This is a genomic window from Longimicrobium sp. (assembly GCF_036399935.1).
Lineage (GTDB): Bacteria > Gemmatimonadota > Gemmatimonadetes > Longimicrobiales > Longimicrobiaceae > Longimicrobium.
Map to the genome: position 1 here is coordinate 19700 of NZ_DASWMD010000008.1, position 14663 is coordinate 34362.

13 protein-coding genes are annotated in these 14663 nt (G+C 69.2%); 2 read left to right on the forward strand and 11 right to left on the reverse strand.

All coding sequences use genetic code 11. The annotated features are described in order from the left end of the window. Positions 1–56 precede the first annotated feature (56 nt). Positions 57–599, forward strand: a complete 543-nt coding sequence (locus tag VGB24_RS03380) for a hypothetical protein (RefSeq protein ID WP_331071549.1) — start codon at positions 57–59, stop codon at positions 597–599. After that, on the forward strand, positions 596–1351 hold the full coding sequence (locus VGB24_RS03385) for an endonuclease NucS domain-containing protein (protein ID WP_331071550.1): 756 nt from the start codon (positions 596–598) through the stop codon (positions 1349–1351). The genes VGB24_RS03380 and VGB24_RS03385 overlap by 4 nt, the downstream gene beginning before the upstream one ends. Before the next feature lie 290 nt (positions 1352–1641). On the opposite strand, the gene VGB24_RS25425 is transcribed toward VGB24_RS03385, so the two are convergent. From VGB24_RS25425 to VGB24_RS03435, 11 genes are all read right to left on the reverse strand, one after another. Beyond that, positions 1642–1980 (reverse strand): HNH endonuclease, encoded by a 339-nt coding sequence (locus VGB24_RS25425; RefSeq protein WP_414676703.1) that lies wholly within the window; start codon positions 1978–1980, stop codon positions 1642–1644. A gap of 15 nt (positions 1981–1995) precedes the next feature. Continuing rightward, positions 1996–2880, reverse strand: a complete 885-nt coding sequence (locus VGB24_RS03390) for an NAD(+)/NADH kinase (RefSeq protein WP_331071551.1) — start codon at positions 2878–2880, stop codon at positions 1996–1998. Further along, the gene (gene dxs, locus VGB24_RS03395; RefSeq protein ID WP_331071552.1) at positions 2877–4817 is read right to left on the reverse strand and encodes a 1-deoxy-D-xylulose-5-phosphate synthase; all 1941 of its coding nucleotides are present in this window, start codon (positions 4815–4817) and stop codon (positions 2877–2879) included. Before dxs ends, VGB24_RS03390 begins: the two co-directional genes overlap by 4 nt. A 596-nt stretch (positions 4818–5413) precedes the next feature. Beyond that, positions 5414–5875, reverse strand: coding sequence for a divergent PAP2 family protein (locus VGB24_RS03400; RefSeq protein WP_331071553.1), 462 nt, complete (start codon positions 5873–5875; stop codon positions 5414–5416). After that, positions 5872–6807, reverse strand: a complete 936-nt coding sequence (locus VGB24_RS03405) for a farnesyl diphosphate synthase (RefSeq protein ID WP_331071554.1) — start codon at positions 6805–6807, stop codon at positions 5872–5874. Before VGB24_RS03405 ends, VGB24_RS03400 begins: the two co-directional genes overlap by 4 nt. Continuing rightward, the gene (xseB, locus tag VGB24_RS03410; RefSeq protein WP_331071560.1) at positions 6804–7049 is read right to left on the reverse strand and encodes an exodeoxyribonuclease VII small subunit; all 246 of its coding nucleotides are present in this window, start codon (positions 7047–7049) and stop codon (positions 6804–6806) included. The genes VGB24_RS03405 and xseB overlap by 4 nt, the downstream gene beginning before the upstream one ends. 180 nt (positions 7050–7229) lie before the next feature. Beyond that, the gene (locus tag VGB24_RS03415; RefSeq protein ID WP_331071555.1) at positions 7230–9221 is read right to left on the reverse strand and encodes a helicase-associated domain-containing protein; all 1992 of its coding nucleotides are present in this window, start codon (positions 9219–9221) and stop codon (positions 7230–7232) included. Then, positions 9218–10903 carry a DNA repair helicase XPB gene (locus tag VGB24_RS03420; RefSeq protein WP_331071556.1) on the reverse strand — a complete coding sequence of 562 codons (1686 nt, stop codon included), beginning with the start codon at positions 10901–10903 and terminating at the stop codon, positions 9218–9220. The genes VGB24_RS03415 and VGB24_RS03420 overlap by 4 nt, the downstream gene beginning before the upstream one ends. Positions 10904–11016: 113 nt before the next feature. Beyond that, on the reverse strand, positions 11017–12306 hold the full coding sequence (xseA, locus tag VGB24_RS03425) for an exodeoxyribonuclease VII large subunit (RefSeq protein WP_331071557.1): 1290 nt from the start codon (positions 12304–12306) through the stop codon (positions 11017–11019). Further along, entirely contained in the window at positions 12303–13211 is a 909-nt protein-coding gene (folD, locus tag VGB24_RS03430) for a bifunctional methylenetetrahydrofolate dehydrogenase/methenyltetrahydrofolate cyclohydrolase FolD (RefSeq protein ID WP_331071558.1), read from the reverse strand. Before folD ends, xseA begins: the two co-directional genes overlap by 4 nt. Position 13212: 1 nt before the next feature. Then, a complete protein-coding gene (locus tag VGB24_RS03435) occupies positions 13213–14025 on the reverse strand; it encodes a TIGR00282 family metallophosphoesterase (RefSeq protein ID WP_331071559.1) in 813 nt (270 codons plus the stop codon). Positions 14026–14663 lie beyond the last annotated feature (638 nt).

Consider the following 14663-nt stretch of genomic DNA (forward strand, 5'->3'; position numbering starts at 1 on the left):
GGATCTTACTCTCTTTCGGACACGGAGTCCCTCCCCTTCCACTGCTATTCTGCACCATGAACATCCTGACTGAACTAGTCGAGCAAATCCGCGGCCTTTTAAACCCTAACTTCGCCGCTGGTAGAAAAGCGGAACAGCTGTTCGAGGAATTGGCGCACCAGAGCGGCTGGATCGTCGAGAGGATTCCGCAGGACCGGGACAGCTTCGACAAGTACGCCCAGAGCAGCCCCCGCGGTATCAAGCGTGGCGACTTTATCATCCGCAACGCGCGGAACACTGAAGTGGAGGTGAAGTGCTATTCACGTTTCGATTGGAATGCTCCCGGCTACCTGCTGAGGTACTCCCACGTGAAAAGGCATGAAGAGATGCAGCACCTTACCGAAAGCTCGGTTGTGTTCGCGATTTTTGAGCGGCGTGGGCGTCACCCGGTACGGGGCAGCCTGCGGATGATCCCGCTGTCCGACTTGCTCGGCCGGCGCAGTCCCGAGATCCAGTACCTCCCCAAGCAGAAGTGCTTGCACATCCCCTTTGAGAGAATGCACCGCGGCTTGGACCTACTCACCCGGTTCCGCCTCGGAGCAGACGGAACGCGGCGATGACCGAAGAGCAGACACAAGCGTTGTCACTTCGCGAGGCGTACGTCTTTGGAGCAGACCACGGGCTTGAAGCGGAAGTCGAGGCCATCCGGAAGATGCGAATCCAATGGAACGCCTCCTACACGTCATCGTTGCGCCGGGGCTACATTGTCGAATTATTCGAGAAGCACAACCTCCTCGAGCGCTTCAAACAGGAACACTGGGCATTCGGCGCTACTCCGGCCGGAGAAACCAGACGCCGCCGCTACCTTCGCATAAAAGCCCAGTACGAGGAGTTCCTCGCTGGAGGAGCCCCGCCGCCGAGTCCAGAGGGCGGTGAAGCCGAAGATGTGGATGAAGCAGTGGAGTTCGCGCTGGAGGCGCACCTGCGCGACTTTCTGGCCCGCAACCTGGACCGGATCGAGCCCGGCCTGAGGCTGTATGACTCGGGGGACCTGAAGGGTATCGAGTTCCCGGTCGACGGCGGGCGCATCGACCTGCTCGCACTCGACAAAAGCGGACGCCATGTAGTGATCGAACTTAAACTGTCCCAAGGCCGCAACAAGGCGCTTGGCCAACTGCTGTACTACATGGGCTGGGTCGATAAAAATCTGGGGAATGCACCGTGCCGCGGATACATCATTGCGAGCGACATCTCCGACGAACTCGCCGTGGCTGTGTCCCGCGTGCCTGGCGTAAGCTTGGCTCGATATCGAATGAGCTTTGCTATCGAGCGACTGCAAGAGGGCGCAACACCGCCGCATGCACACAATTAGCCGAGTTCATCACTCCGAGGAGAATACCGTGATACCTGGCATCTGCATGTAATTATCTGGTAGCGCGTCGAAACCTATCGCCTTCATCATCGCGTCGAGCGCGCTACGAGGTGTTTGCCCCCAAATCAGAAAAGCCTGCGCGACCGGACTGCCGGGGAATACCAAGTTGGGATCCAGGCTCTGGAACCGCTTGAATTTCCGCAAAACTCGGTGATCCACATGATAGAAGTCGTCCCGCGCCAATCCGCGAGCGAGCGAATCTGACAGCAATAGACCGAAGTACCTGGTAATCAGATCATTGTCATCCCACCTTGCGCATCCATCGGTAGCCGAAGGTCTGGCCTTTGGTTGAATGCCTCGTGTGGCTTTCGGTGACAGAGCCGGCATAGAGTGATGCCGTTTCCGGTTTGGAGCCTTGCTTCGGAAAGGAAGCTCTTCCTGATGATGTGGTGCGCAACGACCCGGTCGTCATCATCGCAGAGGACACAACGCCCACCATCGCGAACGCGGACGAACTCGCTCCAAAGACGCAGGCAGTATCGCTCACTTCGCTGTCGTGAGCTGGCATTCTGGAGTTTGCGTAGTGCTTTCTCCATGGCATCGATGTTCATTCCATCTCGCTCAAACATTGTATAGCAAAGTGCCTACTCCCGCTCCGCCAAATCCCCCCACTTGAGCTTGCGGCGGAGGGTGGAGAAGAAGGTCTGCCCGGGGAAGCGCACCAGGCGCACGGGCTGCGGCGCGCGGCGCACGACAACGCGCTGGCCGGGGACCAGCGTCTCGCTTTCCTGGCCGTCGATGGTCAGCAGCAGCTCCTGCGTGGGCGAGAGCACCTCCACCGTCACCGTTTCGTCCGCGGGCAGGATCAACGGGCGGACGCCGAGCGTGTGCGGGCAAATGGGCGTGGCGATGATGCAGTCTACCGTCGGTGAGACGATGGGGCCGCCAGCGGAAAGCGAGTACGCCGTCGATCCCGTGGGCGTGGCGAGGATGATCCCGTCGGCGCTGTAGCTGCCGACGACGTCGCGCGTGGCCGTCATGCTCAGCCGGATCACACGCGCGGCGCCGCCCTTGTGGAGCACCGCGTCGTTCAGCGCCAGGTGGTCCCTGCCCCGCTCGCCCTCCGCTGTCTCGGTGTGCACCAGCAGCACCAGGCGCTCGTCGATGGAGAACTCCCCCGCAAGCCAGCGAGAGAGTCCCGCTTCCATCTCGTCCCGCGGCGCGGAGGTCAGGAATCCCAGGTGCCCCAGGTTCACCCCCAGGACGGGCACGCCCTCGCGCGCCACCATCCGCGCCCCGCGCAGCAGAGTACCGTCCCCGCCCAGCGTCAGCAGCAGGTCCAGGCGGTGGCACGCGTCGACCGTAAGCTCCTGCCCGTCGCCCACGTGCTCGCGCAGCGGCGGCTCGTAGAAGAGCGAAACCCCCTCCCGCCCGGCGAAATCCGCCAGGCGGGCGAGGGTTTCCTTCAGCAGCGCGTAGTCCGAATGTCCGACGACGCCCACGCGGCGCGTCACGGGCGGGGCGCTCACGCCGTCTCGGCCAGGGAGCGCAGAGGCCGGCCCAGCAGCACCCGGGCACGCGCGACGATCCCCTCCGGCGTCAGTCCCAGCTCCGCGAGCAGTTCGGCGCGCTCCCCGTGCTCCACGAACAGGTCGGGCAGGCCCATCGAGGCGCCATGCACTTCCGGCCAGCGATCGTCGATGGCCTTGCGCACGTACGCGCCGAAGCCGTTCACCACGGTCCCCTCCTCCACCGTCAGCACGGCGCGGTGGTGCGGGAACAGGCGCTCCAGCGCGGCCTCGTCGAGCGGCTTGATGAAGCGGCAGTCCACCACCGTGGCGGAAATCCCCTCGCGCTGCAGCGCCTCCGCTGCAGCGACGGCGGGGAGCACCATGGTGCCGGTCGCCAGGATGGCCAGGTCGCGCCCCTGCCGCATCGTCTCCCAGGTGCCGTGCGGGATGGCCGGGACCTCCGCCACCGGCTTGGGCAGCGCGGGCACCAGCTCGCGGGGGATGCGGATGCTGAACGGGCCGCGGTCCCACGAGAGCGCCGTCTTCATCAGCCCGATCAGCTCGTCGGCGTCGCGCGGCGCGGTGACGGTCATCCCCGGGATCGACAGCATGTAGCCGATGTCGATGCCGCCGTGGTGCGTGGCCCCGTCGTCGCCCGCGATGCCTGCGCGGTCCATCACGAAGATGACGGGCAGGTCCTGGAGCGCCACGTCGTGCACGATGGAGTCGAACGCCCGCTGCAGGAACGTCGAGTAGATGGCCACGACGGGCTTGATCCCCTGCGTCGCCAGCCCGGCCGCGAAGGTCACCCCGTGCCCCTCGGCGATCCCGACGTCGAAGAAGCGGTCCGGGTGCTCCTTCTCGAAGATGTCCGTCCCCGTCCCCGTGGCCATGGCGGCAGTGATGGCGACCACGTCCTGGTCGTCGCGCGCCAGCTCCGTCAGCGCCTCGCCGAACACCTGCTGAAAGCGCGGCATCCCGCCCGCGGCGGACTTCTTGAGCGGCGCGCCGGTTTCCTTGTCGAACAGGGCGGCGGCGTGCCACTTCACCTGGTCGGCCTCGGCGGGGGCGAAGCCCTTGCCCTTGGTGGTCAGCACGTGGACGAGGCGCGGGCCCTTCATCCGCTTCACCTGCTCGAAGGTGCGGACCAGGGCGTTGATGTCGTGCCCGTCCACGGGCCCCACGTAGCGAAAGCCAAGCTCCTCGAAGAGCATGCCGGGAACGAACATCCCCTTCAGCGCGTCGTCGGCGCGGACGGCGAAGTGCTCCACCATCTCGCCCACGGTGCCCAGCCGGGGCGCCGCGTGCACGATGCGCTTCACCTCGTCGCGGATGCGGTTGTACAGCGGCGAGGTGCGCACGTCGGTGACGCGCTTGTGGATGCCCAGGTACTTGTGCAGCGCCCCCACGTTGGGGGAGATGGACATCTCGTTGTCGTTCAGGACGACGATGAGGTCGCGGTCGGTGTGGCCGGCGTTGTTGAGTGCCTCGTACGGCAGCCCGCAGGTCATGCTGCCGTCGCCGATGACCGCGATCGCTTCGTAGTCCTCACCCTTGATGTCGCGCGCGGCGGCCACGCCCACGGCGGCGGAGATGGAGGTGCCCGCGTGCCCGGCGCCGAAGACGTCGTACTCGCTCTCGTCTCGGCGCAGGAAGCCCGACAGCCCGTGGCGCTTGCGGATGGATTCCATCCGGTCGTTGCGCCCGGTGAGGATCTTGTGGGGATAGGCCTGGTGGCCCACGTCCCAGATCAGCTGGTCGCGCGGCGTGTCGAAGACGCGGTGCAGGGCGACGGTGAGCTCCACCGTGCCCAGGTTGCTGCCGAAGTGGGCGCCCTTGTGTCGCGAGACCACGTCGATGATGCGGTCGCGCACCTCGCGGCACAGCGCGGGAAGCTCGCCCTCGGGGAGCGCGCGAACGTCGTCGGGGCCCTTTATTCTATCCAGAAGCGCCACTTGCGGCTCCTCGTTCTGATTCGGTCAGGATGGCCGGCCCGGCATCTCACGCGCCGACCTCGTCCAATTTATCCGCTGAGCGGCGCTCGGCCAACCTTTGCACCGGGTTCGGCGGAAATTGCCGTGAGAACGCCCGGCCACCCTCGTCGCGCTCACTTTATCGTACAAAGCAAACCGCGGGCCGTCAATAGCGGCCCGCGGAAATGGGTGGGTTCGCTGCTACGGGCGCGGTGAGGTGGTGGAGGCCTGCCGGGAAGGTTCGACTGGGTTTGGTGCGGCTCGGGCGCCCCCCATGCCCAGCCCTTCCCCCGCAAACTGCCGCGGGGGAAGGGAGCCAGTGCCATGCGCATCCGCCGATGCTGGTGATTGGGCAGACAAGGTCAGATGCGCTGCGGTCGGGCCGGCGCAGCCCCGGCTACCCTCACCCCCGGCCCCGCTCCTGCAAGCGGGAGAGGGGAGAATTCGATCGCACTGCGGCAGTTCCGCGCGTGCAGGTGAAGCCCCGGGCGGGACGCGACAGCGGCCCGAGCCGGGGCTTTCCGCTTTCCCAGCGGCGGGTTTACCCGCTCTTACGCGGCAACGGCGACCGCGACGTCCTACGGGTGAAGGAGAAAGGCGAGCAGGGCGCCGTACAGCGCGCCGACCAGCACCTCCAACGGGGTGTGGCCCAGCAGCTCCGCCAGGCGCTCGCTGTCGATGGTGTGGTGGTGGCGCAGGTCGTCGACCAGGCGGTTGAGGGCGCGGGCCTGCTTGCCGGCGGCCCGGCGGATGCCCGTGGCGTCGTACATGGTGATCAGTGAGAAGAACGCGACCGCGCCGAACAGCGGCGTGTTCCACCCGTGGCCGATTCCCACCGCCGTCGACAGCGCCGTCACCGATGCCGAGTGGGCGGACGGCATCCCCCCCGTCCCGATCAGCCGCGTGAAGTCCGGACGGCGGCGGGTGAAGAACGCGCGGATGAACTTGAAGCCCTGCGCCGTGAGCATCGCCAGCAGCGCCAGGGCGAGCGGCGGGTTCCATGACACCACGGGCCCAAAGAACTCGCGCAGTTCGTTCACCGGTCGCGCTCCAGCACGTAGGCCGCCAGCGCCTCCAGCTCAGGCGAGCGGATCCCCGCCCGGCGCAGCGCGTCCAGCGCCCGGCTCACCCGCTCGCGCGCCATCTCCCTCGCCCGCTCGAGGCCGAAGAGCGAGGGATACGTGGCCTTGCCCGCCTCCGCGTCTTTGCCCGGCGTCTTCCCCAGCGCGTCGTCGCTCGCTGTGACGTCCAGCACGTCGTCGACGATCTGAAACGCCAGCCCCAGCTCGCGGCCGTACTCCGTCAGCGCCTCCAGCCGCGCATCGTCCATCCCCGCCGCCAGCGCGCCGATGCGCAGCGACGCGGCGAGCAGGGCGCCGGTCTTGTGGCGGTGGATGCGCTCCAGGCCGTCCGCATCAACGTCTCCCGCTGCCTCACCCTCCAGGTCCAGCAGCTGCCCGCCGACCATCCCCAGCGCCCCGCCCGCCCGGCAGAGTTCGATGGCCAGCCGTCCGCGGGCCGGCGCATCGAGTTCCAACTCGCACCCAGCATCGTCCATCACGCGGACGGCCGCGGGGATCAGCGCGGCGCCGGCAAGCAGGGCTGCGCCGGGGGTGAAGGTGACGTGCACCGTCGGCCGGCCGCGCCGCAACGCGTCGTCGTCCATGCAGGGGAGGTCGTCGTGCACCAGCGAGTAGGTGTGCACGATCTCCAGCGCGCAGGCCAGCCGGTAGACGGCCCCCGGCGCGTCTCCCGGGCGGACGACGCGCCACGCGGAGACGCAGAGGATGGGGCGCAGGCGCTTGCCAGGCGTGGCGAGCGCATACAGCACGGGGTCGCCCAGCGCGGCCGGCGCGCCCTCCGCCAGCGTGGGGGCGAGGCCGTTCAGCACCGCGTTGATGCGCTCCCGCTCGCGCTCCAGGAACGCGCCGAGGTCGAAGTCCGCGGCCGCGTCGGTCCGGGAATCCGTCACGGCTGCTCGGGCACGTCCGCAAAGCGGTGCCCGCCCTTGCCGTCGTCCAGCAGCTGGCGGATGCGGTGGTCGGCGCCTTCCAGGACGCTCTCGGCGTGGCGGAGCAGGCGGACACCCTCCTCGAACAGCGCGAGGGAGTCGTCCAGTTCCAGCGACTCGCCCTCGATGCGGGCCACGATCTCGTTCAGCCGGTTCAACGCGGCTTCGAAGCCGGGATTTTCCTGCGTCGCGTTTTCCATCATCACCACCGATGCTCTCCTTCGTTCGCCTGCATGGTCCGGAGCGGGAAGAATACGGCCCCGCACCCCGCGGTTCCAGTCTAAGAAGCCCGCCTCACGCGGAAACGCGGAGGACGCGGCGATTCCGCCGTTCCTCCGCGTTCTACGCGCCTCCGCGTGACCCGCCTGTCGCGAGCCTCTTGATCAGCTGACGAAAACGCCCTGCGCGCGGAGCTTCTTCACCAGTGCATTGCGGTCCTTGGTCGTCGCACCGGGCAGCTCCAGCACCGTCTCGGTGATGGCGCGAACCTGCTTTCCGGCCGCGGACATCGCCCGCGCCGCCGTCTCGGGATCGGGGCATTCCAGCAGCAGCGTGGGACGAAGCTGAACCCGCCGGACGGCACCCAGCCAGTCGCTCACCTGGCGCTCCACGTTGGCGGGCAGCGCGCGCGACGACGCGGCGCGCAGGGTGTCGAGCAACTGCGCCGCGCTGATCCCGCTCTCCGCCGCAGCCAGGACGGAGGCGCGCGTCAGGCGGAACATCACCCCCGGACCGGTGCCCACGCGCTGGGCCAGCCGCGCGAACTGCGCCTCCAGCCGCGGATCGGCGGCCAGGAACACGACGTCGAAGTTGGGCTGCACGATCACCTCCGCCTGCGCGTCGGTGCCGTACGCGAACGTCTTGGCGGCACCAAGCAGGTAGCGCCCGGCATCGGTCAGCACGAACGTCAGCCAGCCGTCGGCGGTGCGGCCCATGCGCGCTCCACCCAGCGGGGCCAGGCGGTCGTTGAGGAACTGCAGGAGGATCTGCCCCCAGAGCCGCTCCCAATCGTGCCGCGTGGGGCGGCGGCCATGCCACGGGATCCGCAGCGGCGTGCCATCGCGAAGGGCCTCCAGAAACGGGTTCTCCCGCTCGGAGGCGTACGCCAGGAAATCCAGGACGCGCACGGGTTCGCCCGGCAGCCCCAGGAACGACTCCGTCAGCCACTTCCGCAGGTCCATCGTCTTCGGAAGGTCGGCGCTGAGCCGCACCGGAAAGAACTCGAACCCCTCCTCTTCGTACCAGGTGCCCGGCCGGCGCGCCTTGGACGTGCGAATCAGGTCCACCAGCGCGGCCAGGCGGTCCCGGGTAGACGCGGCAAGCCACTCCATCCCCGCCTTCGTGGGTTCCAGCGACAGGTCCTGGCCCGAGCGGCCGCTTCTGCGCGCGTACCCGGCCAGCCGCAGGACGTCGGCGGCGTGCTCCACGCGCTTTTCCGCTTCGAGACCGTCGATCTCCGTCCAGTCCGGAACGGTGATCATCCGCTCCTCGATGGCCTTGCGGGCCGCCGCGAAGATGGCCTGGTCGCTGCCGCGCAGCCGGATGGGCTCGCCCGCGGCCTGCGCCAGCACGGCCGTCATGTCTTCCATCAGCCAGGCGGCCTCGAAGCTTTCCGCCGGCTCCACCGCTTCCGGCCGCTCCGGGGGCGGCGCGCCCAGGCGCGCCCGAACCTGCGGCCACACCCACACCACCGGCTCGCACTCCGGCCCGCGCAGGGAGAGGAAGACGAGCAGGTAGCGCAGCGCGGCCTCCAGCCCCGTCGCCACGTCCCTGGTCTGCACATCGGGTACGTGCCCGGCCAGGCTCGCCAGCGGAACCGGCGCGGGGGCCGCCAACAGGCTTTCGACGACCCGGCGCGTGGCCACCCAGGAGTGCTGATCGTCGAACCGCCGGCGCTCGCTCCCCGCCGCGTGTGCCGACTCCCACGCCCTCGCCGCCTTCCGGGTATCGGCGAGGAGGAAGCTTTCGACCCACTCCACGGAGGTAACCATGTGCGTCAGGTCGGCGCGGTCGGCGGCGAAGTTCCATCCCCGCAGCCCGGAGGTCGCGTGCATCTCCTCCGTCGTGAAGTGCTCCTCCACGTATCCCATCAGCGCGCCGGGCGTCGGATCGTCCCACAGCCGGCGCCGGTCGGCCGCGCGCAGGACGGTGTGGACTACCCGGACGGCGTCCGCCGGGATCACGGTGGCCCCGGAGCCCTTGGGAACGACGAACCCCGACTCAAGCAGCTCGTCGCGAAAGGGCCCAAGGGCCGTGGGCCCGGCACCCTGGGACGGCCGCATCGCCAGCACCACCCGGCGCGCGCCAGGCGAAAGGGCCAGGTAGCGGGGAAGCTGGTCCAGGGCCTCGCTCCAGTCGGTGGGAAAGTACTTCACCGCAGCACCTCGTCCGCGTCGGCGATGTGGTACTCGTACCCCTGCTCGCACAGGAACAGCTGGCGGTTCATCGCGAACTCCTGCTCCACCGTTTCGTGCGAGACGAGCGTGTAGAAGTGCGCCTGGTTGCCGCCCGCCTTGGGCCGAAGGATGCGGCCCAGCCGCTGTGCCTCTTCCTGCCGCGAGCCGAAGGTGCCGGAGACCTGGATGGCCAGCGACGCATCGGGCAGGTCCACGGCGAAATTCGCCACCTTGGAAACGGCCAGCACGGGGATCTTCCCGTCGCGGAAGTCCTCGTAGATGCGGTCGCGCTTCGCCTGCCCGGTGGATCCCGTGAGGATGGGCACGTCCAGGTCGCGCGCGATCTCCTTCAGCTGGTCCAGGTACATGCCGATGACCAGCGCCGGCTCGCCCTCGTGCTGCTGGAGGATGGCCCGCACCACCTCGGCCTTGGCGGGGTTCTCGGAGGCGATGCGGAACTGCTCCCGCCGGCCGGCGACGGCGTATTCCATCCGCACGTCGCGCGACATGGGAACGCGCACCTCCGTGCAGGTGGCGCTGGCGATCCACCCCTGCCCCTCCAGCACCTTCCACGGAACGTCGGCCTTCTTGGGGCCGATCAGCGCGAACACGTCGTCCTCGTGCCCGTCCTCGCGCACCAGCGTGGCCGTAAGCCCCAGCCGGCGGCGCGCTTGCAGCCCGGCGGTCACCTGGAAGACGGGCGCGGGAAGCAGGTGCACCTCGTCGTAGACGATCAGCCCCCAGTCGCGCTCGTCGAACAGCTTCAGGTGCGTGAAATCCGCCTCCTTGCCGTTGCGGTGCGTGAGGATCTGGTACGTGGCGACGGTCACCGGCCGCACCTCCTTGGTGCCGCCGCTGTACTCGCCCACCTGGTCTTCGTGCAGCGAGGTCTTGTCCAGCAGCTCCCTCACCCACTGGCGCACGGAGGTGACGCTCGTCGTCAGGATGAGGGTCGATGCACCCACCTGGGCCATGGCCGCCATGCCCACGATGGTCTTGCCCGCCCCGCAGGGAAGCACCACCACCCCCGAGCCGCCACGGGCCGACCCTGATGCGTGGAAGGCCGTCGCGGCGCTCTGCTGATATTCGCGAAGCTCGAACGCGGCTCCACCGCGGGTCACCGGGCGGAGAGCGATCGCCAGCGGCTCGCCCGGGGTGTAGCCGGCCAGGTCCTCGGCGGGATAGCCCGCCTTCACCAGCTCCTGCTTCAGCCGCCCGCGGTCGTCGGGGTACACGCGAAAGGCCGTCGCCGAAAGCCGCTCCCCCAGCAGGGCTTGGACGCGGGCGCGGCGCGACACCTCTTCCATCAGGAGATCGTCCGCGGCCTCCAGCACCAGTCCGTCGGCATCGCGGCGCAGCGTCAGGCGCCCGTACCGCGAGGCCAGGTCGCGAACGGACGTCTCCACGTGCCCCGGAACGGGATACTTGGAAAGGTCGCGCAGCGTGGCGGTGATGTCGTCCGCGTCCACGCCCACGGAGCACGCGTTCCACACGGAGAGCGGGCTTACGCGATAGGTGTGGATGTGCTCGGGCGACTTCACCAGCTCGGCGAAGCGCGCAAGCCGGTCGCGGGCTTCGGGATAGCGCGGGTTGTCGACCTCCACCAGCACGGTGTGGTCGCCCTGCACGATCAGCGGGTTTTCGGGGCGGTACGCGGTCATCGAGGGAACGTCGATGGATCAGGGTCGGCGTGGCGTGCACGAGGATGCACGAATCCCGTCCAGCGCACAAGTGCACACCGTAAACGAAAGTCCGTCGTCCCTCCGGAAGGGGATCAGGCGGCGGGGTCTTCTCGCACGCGGGCCTGGACGGAGCCGTCCGCCAGGCGAACGCGGAACTCCTGGCCGGGGCGGAAGTCGGCTACCCGGCGCAGCACGCGGCCGGACGGGTCCAGCGGCACGGCGAAGCCGCGGGCCAGCGTCGACAACGGGGAGAGGGCGTGCAGCCGCCCGGCGATCCCCGCCACGCGCTCGCGCCGCGCGGCGACGATGCGGTCGCCGGCGTCACCCAGGTCCAGCCGCGCCTCGAACAGGCTTTCGCGGCAGTTCTCCACCCGCTCGCGCGTGCAGCGCAGCATCCGCTCGCGCAGGTCCGCCAGCCCGCGCGCGAGAGACACCCGGTCCGGCACCGCCGCCTCGGCGGCGGCGGAGGGAGTGGGGGCGCGAAGGTCGGCCACCAGGTCGGCGATGGTATAATCCGTCTCGTGGCCCACCGCGGAGATCACGGGCACGGGCGATTCGGCGATGGCGCGCGCGACGGCCTCTTCGTTGAAGGCCCACAGGTCTTCCGTCGATCCCCCGCCCCGCCCCACGATCAGCACGTCTGCGCAGCCGGCACGGGCGATCAGGCGGATGGCGCGCGCCACCTCCTCCGCCGCGCCCTCCCCCTGCACGCGCGCCGCGGAAAGCACGATGCGGGTCCACGGAGCGCGGCGGCGGATGACGGAAACGATGTCGTGGAGCGCCGCGCCCGCGGACGAGGTGACCACGCCCACGCACGCCGGGTAGGGCGGCAGCGCGCGCTTGCGGACCGGGGAGGTGAGCCCCTCCACCTCCAGCTTGGTCCGCAGCTTGTCGAACGCCAGCTTCCACAGCCCCTCGCCCTTCGCCTCCAGCTCGGCGACGGACAGCTGGAACTCGCCGCGCCCCTCGTAGATGGTCAGCCGCCCCAGGGCGCGCACCTCCATCCCCTCGGTGGGCTGCGTGGGCAGGCGCCGCGCATCGTCGCGCCACATCACGCAGCGGATCTGTGAGCCGGCGTCGCGCAGGGTGAAGTAGCAGTGCCCGGAGCGCGCCTTGGTGAAGTTGCTTACCTCGCCGGAGACCCAGAGCGCGGGAAACATCCCCTCGATCAGGTGCCGCGCGGCCGCGTTCAGCGTGGACGGCGTCCATCCGCCCTCCGGCGCCTGACGGGGGGAGGGACGCGCGAAATCGTCCGCGTCGTCGTCCAGAAAGCCTGCGTCGGCCTGGCGGGCGGCCACGCGGCGCGCCACGTCCTCGTTGGCCGTCTCGTTCAGCCCCGGCTTCTTGTCCGCCGCGGCGGAGCTGAAGAGGTCCCAGCTCACCGGGCCCCCGCGGGCTTGCGGGCGGCGCGCCGCTCGTGCGCGCGCAGCGCCGCCGTGGATGCGTTGCGCAGCAGCATGGCGATGGTCATCGGCCCCACGCCGCCGGGAACGGGCGTGATGGCGGAGGCTTTTTCCGACACCGCCTGGAAGTCTACGTCGCCATGCAGCGAGTAGCCCTTCGGCGACGCGGGATCGTCCACGCGGGTCACGCCCACGTCGATGACCACGGCGCCGGGCTTCACCATGTCGGCGGTGATCAGCCCCGGCTTGCCGACGGCGACGACGAGGATGTCGGCCATCCGGGTGTGCAGCCCCAGGTCCGCCGTGTGGCGGTGGCAGAGGGTGACCGTAGCGTTGGGACCCGGCGCCATCAGCAGCGACGCCAGCGGCTTGCTGACGATCAGGCTGCGGCCGACGATCACCACGTGCTTGCCGTGCGTGTCGATGCGCTCGCGCCGCAGCAGCTCCATGATCCCCTCCGGCGTCGCGGGAACGAAGCCCGTTGGATCGCCCACGAAGGCGCGGCCCACGTTGGTGGGATGAAAGCCGTCCACGTCCTTGGCGGGGTTCACCCGCTCCAGGAACATCTTGCTGTTCAGGTGCGGTGGCAGCGGGAGCTGCACCAGGATGCCGTGGATGTCGGGATCGGCGTTCAGGCCGTCGATGGTGCCCAGCAGCTCGTCGGCGGAGGTCTCCGCCGGCAGGTGAAGGACGCGCGAGAGCATGCCGGCTTCCTGGCATGCCCGCGCCTTGCTGCGCACGTACACCTCGCTGGCGGGGTCGGCGCCCACCAGCACCACCGCCAGCCCGGGAACCGTGCCCGCCGCGCGAAGCTGCGCTACCTCGGCCGCCACCTCGGCGCGGATGTCACGCGCGATGGCTGCCCCGTCGATGATCCTGGCCACGCTATTTCTTTTTGAATTCGCCCTGGAGCACGCGCTCGTAGGGAACGTTCACCCGCTCGATGGACCTCGCAAGCCCGGTGGCGGGGTCCACGTCCACCACCGCGCCCTGCAGCGTCAGGTCGCCGTCCGCCGGCTGCAGCCGCTCGCCGCGGGTGAGGGTCAGCTGGCGCTCCACGGAAAGCTCCCACTTCATCCCGATGATGCCGTCCATCCCCCCGGTCATCCCCAGGTCGGTGATGCGGGCCGTGCCCTTGGGAAGAATGCGCTCGTCCGCCGTCTGTACGTGGGTGTGGGTGCCCACCACGGCGGCCACGCGGCCGTCCAGGTAGCGCGCGAACGCCTGCTTTTCGCTGGTCGCCTCGGCGTGGAACTCCACGACCACCACGTCCGCCTGCCCCTTCAGCTCCGCCAGCAGCGCGTCGGCGGCGCGAAATGGATCGTCGATGGGCGACATGAAGGTGCGCCCCTGCAGGTTGAGCACCGCCACGCGCACCCCGTTGCTCTCCACGACGACGGAGCCGCGGCCCGGGTTGCCGGGCGGGTAGTTGTGGGGGCGGAGCAGCCGCGGCTCGCTCTTGAGCAGCGGCAGGATTTCCTTCTTGTCCCACACGTGGTTGCCGGTGGTGATCACGTCCACGCCCACGTCCAGGAACTCGCGGACGATCTCGGGCGTGATGCCGAACCCGCCCGCGGAGTTCTCGCCGTTGGCCACGACGAGGCCGGCGTTCACGTCCTTGCGAACGAGACGCACCAGCTGCGTAAGCGTGCGCCGCCCCGGCGAGCCGATGACGTCTGCGACGAAGAGAATTCTCACCTGTGCTTCGTTCTGTGTTGGAGCCCTGCCCGGGTCTTCCCTAAACGCATCACCCTGGAACGTCCACCGCGGCCTGTCATCCTGAGGCCCAGGCGCGCCGCACTCGCCCGCAGTAGATCCCCTCGCGAGCCGAAGGATCTAACCCAGGACACTTCTCAGCCTGGGCGCGGCAGCGGTCGCCGGACCCAGGCCTCGGCGGTTCCGCGACGAGGACACGGTGCGCTTCGGCCGGTCCGGCGCAGTCCCCGGCTGCCCTCTCCCCCCGGCCCCCTCTCCCGCAAGCGGGAGAGGGGGAGAACTGCTGCCGGATCGGGCTGACATCGGCGCATGCCGGGCCGCCCCCCTCTCCCGGCCTCTCCCCCGGCAAACTGCGCCGGGAGAGGGGAGAATTCGACGGCGCTGCGGCCGGGCTCACGCACTCGACTCGAAGTGTACCCCCTCTCCCACGCTGTTTGTGGGAGAGGGTGGCACGCGTGTCAGCGCGGCCGGGTGAGGGCCCCACCGCAGCCGAGGCCTCGGGCTACAGTGACCGCTACCGCGCCCAAGCTTGTACGTGTCCGCCGCTGGATCCTTCGGCCCGCGAAGTCCTGTGGACCGGCCAGTCCGGCGCGCCTGGGCCTCAGGATGACAGGCCTTGG

What these genes read in the sequence shown, in the direction of transcription:
- xseB (WP_331071560.1), bottom strand. Translation starts at nt 7,049, where the DNA reads ATGATGGAAAACGCGACGCAGGAAAATCCCGGCTTCGAAGCCGCGTTG.
- VGB24_RS03420 (WP_331071556.1), bottom strand. Translation starts at nt 10,903, where the DNA reads ATGACCGCGTACCGCCCCGAAAACCCGCTGATCGTGCAGGGCGACCAC.
- VGB24_RS03380 (WP_331071549.1), top strand. Translation starts at nt 57, where the DNA reads ATGAACATCCTGACTGAACTAGTCGAGCAAATCCGCGGCCTTTTAAAC.
- VGB24_RS25425 (WP_414676703.1), bottom strand. Translation starts at nt 1,980, where the DNA reads ATGTTTGAGCGAGATGGAATGAACATCGATGCCATGGAGAAAGCACTA.
- VGB24_RS03385 (WP_331071550.1), top strand. Translation starts at nt 596, where the DNA reads ATGACCGAAGAGCAGACACAAGCGTTGTCACTTCGCGAGGCGTACGTC.